Genomic DNA, 14,167 nt, shown 5'->3' with positions numbered 1-14,167 from the left:
ATGAAGCTCATCACCGCGATCGTCAAGCCGTACCGCCTCGACGCGGTCAAGACCGCACTCCAGGAGATGGGTGTGGACGGTCTGACCGTCAGCGAGGCCAGCGGTTACGGCCGGCAGCGCGGCCACACCGAGGTGTACCGGGGTGCCGAGTACCAGGTCGACCTCGTCCCCAAGGTGCGGATCGAGATCGTCGTCGAGGACGCCGACTCGGACGCCGTGATCGAGACGATCGTGAAGGCCGCCCAGACCGGCAAGATCGGCGACGGCAAGGTGTGGGCCCTGCCGGTGGAGACGGTCGTACGTGTGCGGACGGGCGAGCGGGGTCCCGACGCGCTGTGAGACTCGCGGGGTGAGGGGTGGTACCGCCGGTTGCGGTACCACCCCTCACGCGTTCACTCGGGTGCGGCGGGGATCAGTCGAAGACGAACGGACCCGGCGACTGCGGTCCGCTCGCCGTGCAGGTCACGGTGATGCCGAAGACCACCATCTGTAGGGAGCCGCCGTACGCCTCCAGGCTGTCGCCGGGGGCGACGGTGCCGGTGAGCGGGCCCACCACCATGCCGTCACCGGCGGCCAGGGCCGGGTTCTCGGTGCCGGTGAAAGCCGTCGTGCCGCCGCCCGCCTTGACGAAGGTGAGCGTGGACTGGATGGAGTCCTCGGCGAGGGCGATCGGTGCGGTGATCTCCTCAGAGGTGAGGGTGACCGTGGCGGTCGTACCGCTCTGCGTGGCCGTAAGCGTGGCCGCGCCGGCGCCGCCGATGGTGCAGCTGGCGTTGATGGTCGCGGTCTCGGGAGTGACCGCGAGGGCGGTCGGCGCGAACGCGAGTCCGGTGACGGCCAGCGTCCCTGCCGCGAGCGCCGAGCCGACTCCGAGTCGTATGCGTCTCATCGTGCGAATTCCCTTCCCTGGTACGGGAGGTGCACGGGGCCTGGGGAAGCCCCGTACGTCCCGGTACGGGCGTTGCCATGTGGGGGCGTGCAATGCGCGGCCGCGCGGCGGAATGTGACGGTCCGCCAGGAGAACGGCTCCATTGAGACGTGCGCGGGCCGAGATTGCAAGACATGCTCTGGTGGTTGCGGCAAGGGTCGGCGAAAGTGGCCGAACCCGTTCGCCGACGCTGCCGGTCGGCTCTGCGCCGAGGTGGCGGCGGGCACCGATCTGTCCCGCGCCGCACGGTTTCACCGGTAGCGCGGGCCGGGTGTCCACTCGCCCGCGCAAGATTTTCACGCAGCTCGGCGGGCTGTTACCGGCCGTAACACTATGCCGCGAGCGCCCGCCGATCCCCCCGGGACCCGAAGATCACTACCCTGTACGGGTGCTCACCTACGAGGAGTTGACGGGGCCGGAACGTGAGCTGTGGGACGCGTTTCCGGAAGGACGGCGGGTCGACCTCAGGACCGGCGTGCCCGAGGAGGACCGGGTCGCCGGCGGCGCGGGCTGGGGACCCGAGCGCACGGTACGGGCGGCGGTGATCGTGGCGCTGCTGCTGGGGGCCAACGCCGCCCAGCGGCCCGGCGCGGTCGGCTCGCTCTCTCTCGCCGGCGCGCGGATCTCCGGCCATGTCGACCTGGCCGGTGCCCGGATCGAGCATCCCCTCTGGCTGGAGGGCTGCTGGTTCGAGCAGGAGGTGAACCTGTACGGGGCCGAGACCCGGACGGTCGCGATCATGGGCAGCCGGGTGCCCCGGCTGGAGGCCGGGGCGAGCCGGATCGGCGGACGGCTCGACCTGCACAGCACCCAGGTGGAGGCGGGGCCGCCCTCCTCCCCCTTCCACCGCGCGAGCACCGCCCTGTCGCTGGTCAACGCCCATGTGGCGGGCGGCATCATGCTGAACAAGGCCCGGCTGATCGCGCCCGGCGGATGGGCGATGGCCGCCGGTGGCCTGATCGTCGAGGGAGGCCTCTTCTGCCGGCGCGGCTTCGTCGCGGACGGCGAGATCCGGCTGCTGGGCGCCCAGTTGCCCGGCGGACTGTTCTTCCAGGGGGCCCGCCTGGAACGGCCCGGCCCGCACGGGGTGACCCTCGCCCTGGACAACGCCGTCGCCCAGACGGTCGACTGCTCCGACGGATTCGTCTCCCACGGCACCATCCGCCTGCGGGGCGCCCAGATCACGGACAACCTGACCTTCGAGGGCGCCGTCCTGAACGGGCCGCCCAGCGACGGCGCGGGCACCGGCCCGGCCCTGGTGGCCATGCTCGTGCAGGCCGCCGACTTCGACTTCGCCCTGGCCCGGCGGCCGACGGGCGCGGTGGATCTGCGGGGCGCCCAGGTGTCGTACCTCCACGAGAGCGCGCACAGCTGGCCTGAGGTCGTGGAGCTGGACGGCTTCGTCTACGGCTCGATCAAGACCGCGGAGACGGACGGCGAGCGACGGGAGACGGTGGGCGGTCCGGCGGCCGTGAAGCGCCGCGTGGAGTGGATACGCCGCAGCCCGGGCTACAGCCCGCAGCCGTACGAGCAACTCGCGGCCTGGTACCGCAAGGTCGGGCACGACGACGACGCCCGCCGGGTGCTGCTGGCCAAACAACGGCACCGGCGAAGCACGCTCTCGCCGGTTGCCCGCGTCTGGGGCCACCTCCTCGACGCGACCGTCGGCTACGGCTACCGCCCCTGGCTGGCCGGCGTCTGGCTGCTCGCGCTGGTCCTGCTGGGGACGACGGCGTTCGACACCAGCACGCCCACCCCGGTGAAACGCGGCGAGAGCGCGCCCTTTCAGCCGCTCGTCTACACCCTCGACCTGCTGGTCCCCATCGGCGGCCTGGGCCAGCGCACTGCCTGGTACTGGACGGACGGCACCCTCCAGTGGCTGGCCTACGCCCTGATCGCCCTCGGCTGGATCCTCACGACGGCCGTCATCGCGGGAGTGACCCGCACCCTGCAGAAGAACTAGCGGGACGTCCCGGCGGGCGCGGCGTTCAGCCCGCCGTCACCGTGGCGCGCACCGACCCGTCCGGCCCCGCCAGCAGTACCGGGGTCCCGGGCCCGCCGAGGTCCCGCACGGCGGCCCGGTCCTCGTCGGAGACGGTCTCCTCGGCAGTCACCACGGCCGCCGCCTCCAGGGACTTCGCGCCGGAGGCCACCGCCATGGCGACGGCCGTGCGCAGCGCGCTGAGCCGCAGGGAGTCGAGGGCCACGGTCCCGGCGACATACGTCCGGCCCGTCTCGTCACGGACGGCCGCCCCCTCGGGCACCCCGTTGCGGGCCCGCGCGGAACGGGCCAGGGTGACGATCTTCCGGTCCTCGGGGTCGAGGTCGAGCGCGCTGCTGTCGGTCATGAGCCGAGCATACGGAGACCCGGTCGGCCCGCACCGCCCAGGGGTGCGGTCACGCCCGGTCCAGACGCAGGCGCTCCGCGCGGGGCAGACCCGCCACCACCAGGTCGTACGAGTCCTCGATCAACTCCTCGACCAGGCGGTCCGGGAGCCCCGCGTCGAGGGCGACGGTGTTCCAGTGGCGCTTGTTCATGTGGTAGCCGGGAGTGACGAGGCCGGGGTGTTCGGCGCGGAGCCGGACCGCGTCCTCGGGGTCGCACTTGAGGTTGACCTTCAGGGGCCGCTGGTCCGTCCAGCTCAGGGCGAACATCTTGCCGAGGACCTTGAAGACGGAGATCTCGGGGCGGAAGGGGAAGTCCTCGACGGCCTCCTCGAAGGAGAGGCAGAAGGCACGCAACTCCTGTGGCGTCACTCGGACTTCGTCTCCTCCTCCGGCGGCCCGGCGGGACCGATCGGCTCCACCAGCACCGTGACGATCTTGTTCCGGCGGCCGGCGGCGGCCTCCGCCGTGAGCCGCAGTTCGCGCTCGTCCGGCAGGGCGACGACGGAGGAGGCACCGGCGATGGGGACGCGCCCCAGGGCCTTGGCGAGGAGGCCGCCCACGGTCTCCACGTCCTCGTCGTCGTAGGCGTCGAGCCCGTACAGCTCGCCGAGGTCGGTGATGTCGAGGCGGGCGGTGACGCGGTAGCGGTCGTCGCCCAGCTCCTCCACCGGCGGCAGCTCACGGTCGTACTCGTCGGTGATCTCGCCGACGATCTCCTCCAGGATGTCCTCGATGGTGACGATGCCGGCGGTGCCGCCGTACTCGTCGATGACGACGGCGACGTGGTTGCGCTCCTGCTGCATCTCGCGCAGCAGGTCACCGGCGTTCTTGGTGTCGGGGACGAAGACGGCCGGCCGCATGGCGGTGGACACCAGTTCGCTCTCGGCGTCCCGGCTGATGTGCGTCTTGCGGGCGAGGTCCTTCAGATACACGATCCCGACGATGTCGTCCTCGTTCTCCCCCGTGACCGGTATGCGTGAGAAACCGGAGCGCAGGGCGAGGGTGAGGGCCTGCCGGATGGTCTTGTAGCGCTCGATGGCGACCAGGTCGGTGCGCGGGACCATCACCTCGCGGACGAGGGTGTCGCCCAGCTCGAAGACCGAGTGCACCATGCGGCGCTCCTCGGCCTCGATCAGCGACTCCTTCTCGGCGAGGTCCACCATGGCGCGCAGCTCGGCCTCGGACGCGAACGGGCCCCGGCGGAAACCCTTGCCGGGCGTCAGCGCGTTGCCGATGAGGATCAGGAGGTTCGGGATCGGGCCCATGATCCGCGCCAGCGGCAGCAGGACGTACGCCGCCGCCGTGGCCGTGTTCAGGGGGTGCTGGCGGCCGATGGTGCGCGGGGAGACGCCGACGGCCACGTAGCTGACGAGGACCATCACCCCGATGGCGACGACCAGGGCCTCCCAGGTCGCGTCGAACTCCTTCAGGCAGGCGTAGGTCACGAGTGCGGCGGCGGCCATCTCGCAGGCCACGCGCACCAGCAGCGCGACGTTCAGATAGCGGGTCGGGTCCGCCGAGATCTGGGCGAGCCCCGCGCTGCCGCGCCGCCCGGCCCGTACGGCCTCCTCGGCGCGGAAGCTGGAGACGCGCGCGAGGCCCGCCTCCGCGCAGGCGGCGAGCCAGGCGACGACGACCAGGGCGACGGCACCACCGATGAGAGACGCGCTCATGACACGGTCGGCGCCGGGGAGGGGCCGGTGAAGCCCTTCTCCGCGCGCCAGCCGTCCACGATGGCGGCCTGCAGGCCGAACATCTCGGCCTTCTCGTCCGGCTCCTCGTGGTCGTAACCGAGCAGGTGCAGCACCCCGTGGACGGTGAGGAGCTGGAGCTCCTCGTCCATGGAGTGCTGCGTGTCCGCTTCCTTGCCCTGCTTCTCGGCGACCTCCGGGCACAGCACGATGTCGCCGAGCAGGCCCTGCGGCGGCTCGTCGTCGTCCTTCGACGGCGGCCGCAGCTCGTCCATCGGGAAGGACATGACATCCGTCGGTCCTGGCAGGTCCATCCACTGGATGTGCAGCTGCTCCATGGCGTCGGCGTCCACCACGATCACCGACAGTTCGGAGAGGGGGTGGATGCGCATCCGCGTCAGCGCGTAGCGGGCGATGTCGAGGATCGCCTGCTCGTCGACCTCGGTTCCGGACTCGTTGTTGACGTCGATCGACATGGTGCTGTGCTTGTCTACTTCCCCTTGTGCCCGGCCTTGCCCCGGCCGCCCTTGTGCGTGCCGTTCTCCGTGCCGTGCGTGGTGTCGTACTTCTCGTACGCGTCGACGATACGGCCGACGAGCTTGTGCCGGACGACATCCTGGGACGACAGCCGGGAGAAGTGCACGTCGTCCAGGCCCTCCAGGATGTCCTGCACCTGGCGCAGACCGGACTTCGTGCCGTTGGGCAGGTCGACCTGCGTCACGTCACCCGTGATCACGATCTTCGAGTCGAAGCCGAGGCGGGTGAGGAACATCTTCATCTGCTCGGGCGAGGTGTTCTGGGCCTCGTCGAGGATGATGAAGGCGTCGTTGAGCGTGCGGCCACGCATGTACGCCAGCGGCGCGACCTCGATGGTCCCGGCGGCCATCAGCCTGGGGATCGAGTCGGGGTCGAGCATGTCGTGCAGCGCGTCGTACAGCGGACGCAGGTAGGGGTCGATCTTCTCGTAGAGGGTGCCGGGGAGGAAGCCGAGGCGTTCGCCGGCCTCGACCGCCGGGCGGGTCAGGATGATGCGGTTGACCTGCTTGGACTGCAGGGCCTGGACGGCCTTGGCCATGGCGAGATACGTCTTGCCGGTGCCGGCCGGGCCGATGCCGAAGACGATCGTGTGCTTGTCGATGGCGTCGACGTACCGCTTCTGGTTGAGCGTCTTGGGGCGGATCGTGCGGCCACGCGAGGACAGGATGTTCTGTGTGAGCACCTCGGCCGGGGTCTCCTGGCCTTCGCTCTGCCCGTTCTCGCTCGCTCTCAGCATGGCGATCGAGCGTTCCACTGCGTCCTCCGTCATCGGCTGTCCGGTGCGGAGCACCAGCATCATCTCGTCGAACAGGCGCTGGACGAGAGCGACTTCGGGGGCGTCGCCGACCGCGCTGATCTCATTGCCCCGGACATGGATGTCGACCGCCGGGAAGGCCTTCTCGATCACGCGCAGGAGGGAGTCGCCGGAACCCAGCACGGTCACCATGGGGTGCGCCGCGGGGACGGTGAACTGCGCTCTCGCCTTGCCCTGCGCGGGGGTGTGTGCTGTGCGTGTCTGAGTCATGGGCCGGCTCTGTAGGCCGCGGGTCCTCCTCTTGACCGTGGGGCTCGTGTTGCCCTTTCCCAGGGTACGACGCGGCGGTGACAGTGCCGTAGGGCTTTTACCGGGGGGAGCTCGGGGCCGCGGGTACGTCGCGGTCTGCGGCCCGGTGGGGCTTCTCGCGCAGTTCCCCGCGCCCCTGAAGGGCCGGGGCTGCGCCCCTGGCCCTTCAGCGCCAGGCCGGCGCACCCCCGGCCGCTCCCGGGGTCGTCACCTCGATCTTGGTTCGGATTTCTCTCATCACCGTCACGATCCGTTCCTCCTGCTCGGGGGTGAGGCGGGCGACCGGGACCGAGCAGCTGATGGCGTCCGCGGCGGGGGTGTCGGTGCGCAGGGCGAAGCCGAAGCCGACGATGCCGGGGACGCCCTCCTCGCGGTCGACGGCGTAGCCGCGGACGCGGACGGCGGCGAGGCCCTCGGCGAGGGAGGCGCAGGTGGTGCGGGTGTGGGCGGGGAGGCGGCGGCCCACGCGGCTGACGGTCCGCAGGTACTCGTGGGACTCGCGGGTCGCCAGGTACGCGACGTCCATGCCGTCGAGACGGGCGAGGTGGATCGTCTCGCCGAGCGCCTCGGACGCCTCGTCGAGACAGGGCCGTACGGCGCGTACGCGGGGGTCGGAGTCCAGGTAGCCGTGCCGGTGAGCAGGGCGCGGATGCCGATGCCGTAGAGGGAACCGGAGCTGCGCGGGACCCGGAGCTCGTCCGCCGGCTCCTGGAGGCGGGCGGGCCGGTCGCCGCGCGCGGCCGGCCGTTCCAGCAGGTCGACCGTGCGCGCCGCCGACTTCACCTCTCGGACGCCGCCGTCTGTTTCCGACATGCGCCGATCGCGGGAGACGACGCGGCGCCATTGACCAGGCGTGTTCACCTATCTAACCTCCATCTCTATACGTAGACGACCTCGATGTCTCATGCCGATGACCGCGTCCGCATGACGACGACCGCACGCAGGAGCCGCTCCGTGACCGAGATCCGCGACCTGACCATCACCGAGGTCCGGCTGACCCCGATCCTGGTGGCCGACCCGCCGCTGCTGAACACCCAGGGGGTGCACCAGCCGTACACCCCCCGGCTGATCGTGGAGGTGGTGACCGCCGACGGGACGACGGGGGTGGGCGAGACGTACGGCGACACCAAGTACCTGGAGCTGGCCCGGCCCTTCGCGCGGAAGCTGGTGGGCCGGCGGGTCAGCGATCTGAACGGGCTCTTCGTGCTCGCCGACGAGGTGGCCGTCGACGGGTCGCGGGTCTCCGGGCAGGTCGACGTGGGCGGGCTGCGCGGCGTCCAGACGGCCGACAAGCTGCGCCTGTCGGTGGTGTCGGGGTTCGAGGTCGCCTGTCTCGACGCGCTCGGCAAGGCGCTGGGGCTGCCCGTGCACGCGCTGCTCGGCGGGAAGGTGCGGGACACCGTGGAGTACAGCGCGTACCTCTTCTACAAGTGGGCCGACCACCCCGAGGGCGTCGTGAGCGAGCGGGACGACTGGGGTGCCGCCATGGACCCGGCCGGGGTCGTGGAGCAGGCCCGGAGGTTCAAGGAGCGGTACGGGTTCACGTCGTTCAAGCTCAAGGGGGGCGTCTTCCCGCCGGACGAGGAGATCGCGGCGATCCGTGCGCTGGCCGGGGCGTTCCCCGGGCATCCGCTGCGGCTGGACCCGAACGGGGCCTGGTCCGTTGCGACTTCGCTGAAGGTCGCGGACGCGTTGGGGGACGTGCTCGAATACCTGGAGGACCCGACGCTCGGGACGCCCGCGATGGCCGAGGTGGCGGCGCGGACGTCGGTACCGCTGGCCACCAACATGTGCGTGACGACCTTCGCGGAGATCGAGGAGGCGTTCGGGCAGGGGGCCGTGCAGGTGGTCCTCTCCGACCACCACTACTGGGGCGGGCTGCGCAACACGCGTGAACTGGCCGCGATCTGCCGGACGTTCGGGGTCGGGGTGTCCATGCACTCCAACACCCACCTGGGGATCAGCCTCGCGGCGATGACGCACGTGGCGTCCACGGTCCCCGGCCTCCACCATGCCTGCGACTCCCACTACCCCTGGCAGTCCGAGGACGTCCTCACCTCGCGGCTCACCTTCGAGGACGGGGCGGTACGGGTGTCGGACGCGCCGGGCCTCGGGGTCGAACTGGACCGGGACAGGCTGGAGTTCCTGCACCGGCGGTGGGTGGACGACGACGGTTCACTGAGGGACCGCGACGACGCGGCGGCGATGCGGGTGGCGGAGCCGGGGTGGGTGACGCCGACGGTGCCTCGCTGGTGACGCCGGTCTTCGTGCGCGAGAAGCCCCACACGCCCGCACCCGGCAACGCAGCCGTGCCCCACACCGGCGTGACCCGCACCCCCCGGCGGAGCGTTTGGTGCAGACTGGCTGGATCCGCACCACGCCAGGGAGCACATCGTGACCGCGTTCAAGGGAGAGCGACCGCACCGGCCCCAGGTAGACCCGCTGAGGGCCCTGCGCGCACCGGATGACCCGCCCTGGGACGTCTATCTGACGGGCACCGTCTTCCTCGACATCATCTTCACCGGGCTCGACTCCGCCCCGGTGCGCGGAACCGAGTCCTGGGCACGCGGGATGGGGTCGAGCCCCGGCGGTGTGGCGAACATGGCCACGGCCCTGGCCCGGCTCGGCCTGAAGACCTCCCTCGCGGCGGCCTTCGGCGACGACCACTACGGCGAGTACTGCTGGGACGCCCTGGAACAGGGCGAGGGCATCGACCTCTCCACCTCCCGCACGGTCCTCGGCTGGCACTCCCCGGTCACGGTCTCCATGGCGTACGAGGGCGAGCGCACGATGGTCTCCCACGGCCACGAGGCGCCCCCGGAGGAGTCCGCGCCCAAGTGCCCGCCCCACGCGCGCGCCGCCGTCGCCTCCCTCACCCCCGGCGTGCGCGCCCCCTGGATCGCCCAGGCCGCGAGCAAGGGCACCCGGATCTTCGCGGACGTCGGCTGGGACGAGACCGGCGCCTGGGACCTCGCGGCGCTCCCCGACCTCGCCCACTGCGAGGCGTTCCTGCCCAACGCGGCCGAGGCGATGCGGTACACCCGCGCCGAGTGCCCTCGGGCCGCCGCCCGCGCCCTCACCGAGCACGTCCCGGTGGCCGTGGTGACGCTGGGCGCGGAGGGTGCGTACGCCGTGGACGGGCGGACCGGTGAGACGGCGGAGGTGCCGGCCATCGCCGTGGAGGCGCTGGACCCCACGGGCGCGGGCGATGTGTTCGTCGCCGGGTTCGTCACCGGCACGCTGGCCCACTGGCCGCTTGCGGACCGGCTGGCCTTCGCGGGGCTCACCGCGGCGCTGTCGGTGCAGGAGTTCGGCGGGTCGCTGTCCGCGCCCGGCTGGGCCGAGATCGCCGCGTGGTGGCGGCGGGTGCAGTCGGTGGACCGTCAGGATCCCGCCGCCCTGCGCCGGTACGCCTTCCTGGAGGAATTCCTCCCGAAGGACCACGTCAGCCCGTGGCCGCTGCGACGAGCGGTACCGACGATCGGCTTCCGCCGCTCGGCTTGAGACCGGGCGCGTCATAGCTCGGGGGTGCGGGTTTCCTCGGCGGGTGCGACCCCGGTGGGGCTTCTCGCGCAGTTCCCCGCGCCCCCGGAAAAGCGGGGGCTGCGCCCCGGGCTTTTCTGGCCCGCAGGGCCATGGTCTTTCAGGCCCGCAGGGCCTGATCTTTCAGGGGCGCGGGGAACTGCGCGAGCAACCCCCACGCACCCGCACCCGCCGACGCACCCCCGGCCCCGCGAGCTACTAGGCGCCCCCAAAACTGCTGCGCCTACCCACCAATCCCCACCCCAAACGCGCCGTGATACAAATTCTCCGCGCGTCCCTGTCCGTCGACAGCCAGCCGCCCAACCCCCCTCATCGAGCCGCACCTTCGCACGTCCAGGAACGCCCGTGTCCCCCCGCACCACCACCCCGCCCTGGCCCCTCGTCGCCCTTTTCACGGCCGGGTATCTCGCCGCGTACCTCCTGCCGACCACCGTGGGCAGGCTCGACGCGGCACTCCCCCTCACCACCACCGAGGCCGGCGCCGTCGGCAGTGCGCTGCTGCTGGGTTCGGCCACGGCCGGCTTCACGCTCGCCGCCCACGTGGCCCGCCTCGGCCCCCGTCGCCTCGCCCGGGCGGGCCTGCTGCTCGCCGCCGCCGGCTACGGCACCGCCGCTCTCACCACCGCCCTCCCCGCGGTGGTCGCCGGCGCGGTCCTCGGCGGCTTCGGCTCCGGTACGGCGACCGCCGTGGCCGCGACCGGGATCGCCGCGCAGCGCGACCCGCACCGGGTGTCGACGACGGGCCTGTTGAGCGTCTCGGCGCTGGCGGGCGCGCTGTATCTGACGCTCCCCCGCCTGGGCCCCGGTCACGGCCTTCCCCTCGCCGCCCTCGCCCTCACGGCCCTGCTCACCCTCCCGGCCACCGCCCGGCTCGCCGCCCCGGTGGCCACCGCCCAGGTCGCCCGGGAACGGGGCCCGCTCCCCCACCCCCGCCATGGTCTGACCCTCGCCGTCACGCTCCTGCTGTGGTCCCTGGCGCAGAACTCCCTCTGGGGCGTCAGCGGCCGGATCGGCACCACCCAGGCCGGGCTCTCCGAGGTCACCGTCGGCGCCGTCTTCGCGGCGGCGCTCGGCGCGGGCCTGCTGGGGGTGATCGGGGCGAGCGCACTGGGCGTGCGCTTCGGCCGCGCGCTGCCCATCGGCGTCGGCACCGCGCTCATCTCCGGCTGTATCGCGCTCAGCGCCACCGCGACCGACCTGACGTCCTTCGCCACGGGCGAGATCGCCTGGAACGCGCTCTACCCGGTCGTCCTGTCGTACCTCATCGGCCTCGCCGCCTCCCTCGACCCGCGTGGCCGCTGGGCGGTCCTGATCGGCTCCGCGTCCTCACTCGGCACGGCCGCCGGGCCCCTCGTCGGCAGCCTGCTCTCCGCCCACGTCGGCTATCCGGCGATGGGCGCGATCCTGGCCGTGGGCCTGCTCCTGATCACGGCCCCCATGACCTGGGTGGCCCTGCTCACCGCCACACCCACGACGGAACGCGCCCGCTACGAGGAGCAGGCGACCGCCGGGCGACCGGAGTACCGCCCGGCGGCCTGAGGGTCCTCCGCACCCGCCCCGTCACCCGAACTCGTACGCGTCCACCTCGGCGAGATACCGGGCCCGCCGCTCCTCGTCGTGCTCCAGGAAGGACGCGGTGAAGGAGTTGCGGGCCAGCTCCCGCAGCCGGTCCTCGCTCAGACCGAGGGTGCGGCGCACGGCGTCGAAGTTGTCGCCGGCGTACCCGCCGAAGTAGGCCGGGTCGTCCGAGTTGACCGTGCAGAGCAGGCCCGCGTCGAGCATGGCGGGCAGGGGGTGGTCGGCGAGGGTGTCGACGGCGCGCAGCCGGACGTTGGAGAGCGGGCAGAGCGTCAGCGGGATCCGCTCGCGCACCAGCCGCTCGACGAGGGCCGGGTCCTCCATGCAGCGCAGCCCGTGGTCGACCCGCTCGACCCCGAGGACGTCGAGGGCCTCGGTGATGTACTCCGGCGGGCCCTCCTCCCCCGCGTGCGCCACGCGTCGCAGACCGAGCGCGGCGGCCGCCTCGTACACCTCACGGAACTTGACCGGCGGATGCCCGACCTCGGCCGAGTCCAGTCCGACCCCGGCGATCCGGTCGAGATACGGCTCGGCGGCCTTCAGCGTGTCGAGCGCCGACTCGGCGGACTCGTCCCGCAGGAAGCAGAGGATCAGCTGGGTGGAGATCCCGTGCGTCTCCTCGCTCCCCCCCAGCGCCCGCCACAGCCCTTCGACGACCGTGCCCATCCCCACGCCCCGCGTCACGTGGGCCTGCGGGTCGAAGAAGATCTCGGCGTGGCGTACGCCCTGGGCGGCGGCGCGGGCGAGATAGGCGTCGGCCAGGTCCGCGAAGTCCTGCTCGGTGCGCAGGACCGTCATCAGCTCGTAGTACAGGTTCAGAAAGGACTGCAGGTCCTCGAACTCGTAGGCCTTGCGCAGCGCTTCGGTGTCCGCGTACGGCAGCGCGACCCCGTTTCGGGCGGCCAGCGCGAAGGCCAGCTCCGGCTCCAGGGTTCCTTCGATGTGCAGGTGCAATTCAGCTTTGGGGAGGGACATCAAAGCATCGTACGGCCGCTTCAACGCCGTTTCGGAAGCGCCACCCTCAGCAGGTCGTGCGCCACGGTCAGCTCTCCCTCGAACCCGGCGGCCCGCGCCTGCCGTTCGAACTCCTCGGGCTCGGTGTACCGCTGGCTGAAGTGGGTGAGGACGAGATGCCGTACACCGCAGTCGCGGGCGATGGAAGCCGCCTGACCAGCCGTCAGATGACCGTGGTCGACGGCGAGTTCGATGTCCTCGTTCAGGAAGGTGGACTCGATGACGAGCATGTCGGCCGCGTCGGCGAGGGCGTAGACCCCGTCGCACAACCGGGTGTCCATGACGAACGCGAACCGCTGTCCGCGCCGCAGTTCGCTGACGTCCTCCAGGCGGACGCCGCCGATCGCGCCCTCCCGCTGGATCCGCCCGATGTCCGGCCCCTCGATCCCGTGCGCGGCGAGCCGCTCGGGCAGCATCCGGCGTCCGTCGGGCTCGACGAGGCGGTACCCGTACGACTCGACGGGGTGCGAGAGCTTCCGCGCGTCGAGCGTGTAGGCGGGGGTGGCGGCCAGCACTCCGCCCTCGCCCTCGACCGGCGCCTCGATCAACTGGACCGTCTCCCGGTAGGCGGTGGCGTACCGCAGTCGGTCGAAGAACCGCTGGCCGGAGCGCGGGTAGTGCGCCGTGACGTCGTGCGGGACCCTGTCGAGGTTGATCCGCTGGATCACACCGGCGAGCCCCAGGGAGTGGTCCCCGTGGAAATGGGTGACGCAGATGCGGTTCAGGTCGTGTGCGGCGACCCCGGCGCGCAGCATCTGCCGCTGGGTACCCTCGCCGGGGTCGAAGAGGAGCCCCTCGGTGCCCCAGCGGAGCAGATAGCCGTTGTGGTTGCGGTGCCGGGTCGGGACCTGGCTGGCGGTGCCCAGGACCACCAGTTCACGTACGGACACGGCTCGTCACCCGGGGGGCCACTGCAGGCCACGACCGCCGACGACGTGGGCGTGCGCGTGGAAGACGGTCTGGCCGGCGCCGGTGCCGGTGTTGAAGACGATGCGGTAGCTCTCCAGCTTGTCCTCGTCCGCGACGGCCTGTGTCTCGCGGAGGACGTCCGCGGCCAGGTCGGGGGCGGCGGCGGCGAGTGTCGCGGCGTCCGTGTAGTGCGCCTTCGGGATGACCAGGACGTGGGTCGGCGCCTGGGGGTTGATGTCCCGGAACGCGACCGTGGTGTCCGTCTCCCTGACGATCGTCGCGGGTACGTGTCCCGCCACGATCTTGCAGAACAGACAGTCGTCCTGCGGCTCCCCAGCCATACGTTGCCTCCCAGCCACCGGTGATCGCCTACGGGGGCATGCTATCGCCAGGGTGCGTCTCGGGTGCGGGTCCGGTGGGGCTGGTCGCGCAGTTCCCCGCGCCCCTGAAAAAGCAGGGGCTACGCCCCGTGCTTTTTCGGCCCGAGAGGGCCGGAGGCCCTTAAGGGGCGCGGGG

Annotated in this window: 14 protein-coding genes and 1 pseudogene; 5 read left to right on the top strand and 10 right to left on the bottom strand. The window is 71.8% G+C overall.

Annotated features, from left to right (window positions below; genetic code table 11):
• Window positions 1–339, top strand: a complete 339-nt coding sequence (locus RM704_RS32435) for a P-II family nitrogen regulator (protein WP_033530066.1) — start codon at window positions 1–3, stop codon at window positions 337–339.
• Window positions 340–412: 73 nt separating this feature from the next.
• Here the strand turns inward: RM704_RS32435 and RM704_RS32430 are convergent, their stop codons facing one another.
• Complete coding sequence (locus RM704_RS32430) at window positions 413–889, bottom strand: hypothetical protein (protein WP_033530065.1); 477 nt, start codon at window positions 887–889, stop codon at window positions 413–415.
• A gap of 427 nt (window positions 890–1,316) precedes the next feature.
• Between RM704_RS32430 and RM704_RS32425 the strand changes: the two genes are divergently transcribed.
• Entirely contained in the window at window positions 1,317–2,891 is a 1,575-nt protein-coding gene (locus RM704_RS32425) for a hypothetical protein (RefSeq protein WP_033530064.1), read from the top strand.
• A gap of 25 nt (window positions 2,892–2,916) precedes the next feature.
• On the opposite strand, the gene RM704_RS32420 is transcribed toward RM704_RS32425, so the two are convergent.
• From RM704_RS32420 to RM704_RS32395, 6 genes and pseudogenes are all read right to left on the bottom strand, one after another.
• Window positions 2,917–3,276, bottom strand: a complete 360-nt coding sequence (locus tag RM704_RS32420; RefSeq protein ID WP_033530063.1) for a cytidine deaminase-like protein — start codon at window positions 3,274–3,276, stop codon at window positions 2,917–2,919.
• Between the two features lie 49 nt (window positions 3,277–3,325).
• Complete coding sequence (locus RM704_RS32415; RefSeq protein WP_033530062.1) at window positions 3,326–3,685, bottom strand: MmcQ/YjbR family DNA-binding protein; 360 nt, start codon at window positions 3,683–3,685, stop codon at window positions 3,326–3,328.
• Window positions 3,682–4,989 carry a hemolysin family protein gene (locus tag RM704_RS32410; protein WP_033530061.1) on the bottom strand — a complete coding sequence of 436 codons (1,308 nt, stop codon included), beginning with the start codon at window positions 4,987–4,989 and terminating at the stop codon, window positions 3,682–3,684. Before RM704_RS32410 ends, RM704_RS32415 begins: the two co-directional genes overlap by 4 nt.
• On the bottom strand, window positions 4,986–5,483 hold the full coding sequence (ybeY, locus tag RM704_RS32405; protein ID WP_033530060.1) for an rRNA maturation RNase YbeY: 498 nt from the start codon (window positions 5,481–5,483) through the stop codon (window positions 4,986–4,988). Before ybeY ends, RM704_RS32410 begins: the two co-directional genes overlap by 4 nt.
• A 14-nt stretch (window positions 5,484–5,497) precedes the next feature.
• Window positions 5,498–6,568, bottom strand: coding sequence for a PhoH family protein (locus RM704_RS32400; RefSeq protein ID WP_033530059.1), 1,071 nt, complete (start codon window positions 6,566–6,568; stop codon window positions 5,498–5,500).
• Window positions 6,569–6,773: 205 nt separating this feature from the next.
• Window positions 6,774–7,420, bottom strand: a pseudogene (locus RM704_RS32395) (IclR family transcriptional regulator).
• Window positions 7,421–7,531: 111 nt separating this feature from the next.
• Between RM704_RS32395 and RM704_RS32390 the strand changes: the two are divergent.
• From RM704_RS32390 to RM704_RS32380, 3 genes are all read left to right on the top strand, one after another.
• Window positions 7,532–8,863: a glucarate dehydratase family protein gene (locus RM704_RS32390; RefSeq protein WP_052146289.1), complete on the top strand. Its 1,332-nt coding sequence runs from the start codon at window positions 7,532–7,534 to the stop codon at window positions 8,861–8,863.
• Between the two features lie 138 nt (window positions 8,864–9,001).
• The gene (locus RM704_RS32385) at window positions 9,002–10,111 is read left to right on the top strand and encodes a carbohydrate kinase family protein (RefSeq protein ID WP_033530058.1); all 1,110 of its coding nucleotides are present in this window, start codon (window positions 9,002–9,004) and stop codon (window positions 10,109–10,111) included.
• A 384-nt stretch (window positions 10,112–10,495) separates the two neighbouring features.
• Window positions 10,496–11,689, top strand: coding sequence for an MFS transporter (locus RM704_RS32380; protein ID WP_033530057.1), 1,194 nt, complete (start codon window positions 10,496–10,498; stop codon window positions 11,687–11,689).
• Window positions 11,690–11,710: 21 nt separating this feature from the next.
• Here the strand turns inward: RM704_RS32380 and RM704_RS32375 are convergent, their stop codons facing one another.
• The 3 genes from RM704_RS32375 to RM704_RS32365 are packed head-to-tail and all read right to left on the bottom strand — an operon-like array spanning window position 11,711 to window position 13,992.
• The gene (locus tag RM704_RS32375) at window positions 11,711–12,703 is read right to left on the bottom strand and encodes an adenosine deaminase (protein ID WP_033530056.1); all 993 of its coding nucleotides are present in this window, start codon (window positions 12,701–12,703) and stop codon (window positions 11,711–11,713) included.
• A gap of 20 nt (window positions 12,704–12,723) precedes the next feature.
• Entirely contained in the window at window positions 12,724–13,632 is a 909-nt protein-coding gene (locus RM704_RS32370) for a ribonuclease Z (RefSeq protein WP_033530055.1), read from the bottom strand.
• A gap of 6 nt (window positions 13,633–13,638) precedes the next feature.
• The gene (locus tag RM704_RS32365; RefSeq protein ID WP_033530054.1) at window positions 13,639–13,992 is read right to left on the bottom strand and encodes an HIT domain-containing protein; all 354 of its coding nucleotides are present in this window, start codon (window positions 13,990–13,992) and stop codon (window positions 13,639–13,641) included.
• Window positions 13,993–14,167: the final 175 nt, after the last annotated feature.

The sequence above is a fragment of the Streptomyces gottesmaniae genome, from assembly GCF_031845845.1.
In the GTDB taxonomy this organism is placed as follows: Bacteria; Actinomycetota; Actinomycetes; order Streptomycetales; family Streptomycetaceae; genus Streptomyces; species Streptomyces akebiae.
Note: the sequence above shows the minus strand (reverse complement) of the source record. Positions and strands in the feature narration are given on the sequence as shown.

Bases quoted from the DNA above. Each gene is read 5' to 3' on its own strand.
- RM704_RS32410 (WP_033530061.1), bottom strand. From the start codon at position 4,989: ATGAGCGCGTCTCTCATCGGTGGTGCCGTCGCCCTGGTCGTCGTCGCC.
- ybeY (WP_033530060.1), bottom strand. From the start codon at position 5,483: ATGTCGATCGACGTCAACAACGAGTCCGGAACCGAGGTCGACGAGCAG.
- RM704_RS32400 (WP_033530059.1), bottom strand. From the start codon at position 6,568: ATGACTCAGACACGCACAGCACACACCCCCGCGCAGGGCAAGGCGAGA.
- RM704_RS32430 (WP_033530065.1), bottom strand. From the start codon at position 889: ATGAGACGCATACGACTCGGAGTCGGCTCGGCGCTCGCGGCAGGGACG.
- RM704_RS32420 (WP_033530063.1), bottom strand. From the start codon at position 3,276: ATGACCGACAGCAGCGCGCTCGACCTCGACCCCGAGGACCGGAAGATC.
- RM704_RS32435 (WP_033530066.1), top strand. From the start codon at position 1: ATGAAGCTCATCACCGCGATCGTCAAGCCGTACCGCCTCGACGCGGTC.
- RM704_RS32375 (WP_033530056.1), bottom strand. From the start codon at position 12,703: ATGTCCCTCCCCAAAGCTGAATTGCACCTGCACATCGAAGGAACCCTG.
- RM704_RS32365 (WP_033530054.1), bottom strand. From the start codon at position 13,992: ATGGCTGGGGAGCCGCAGGACGACTGTCTGTTCTGCAAGATCGTGGCG.
- RM704_RS32390 (WP_052146289.1), top strand. From the start codon at position 7,532: ATGACGACGACCGCACGCAGGAGCCGCTCCGTGACCGAGATCCGCGAC.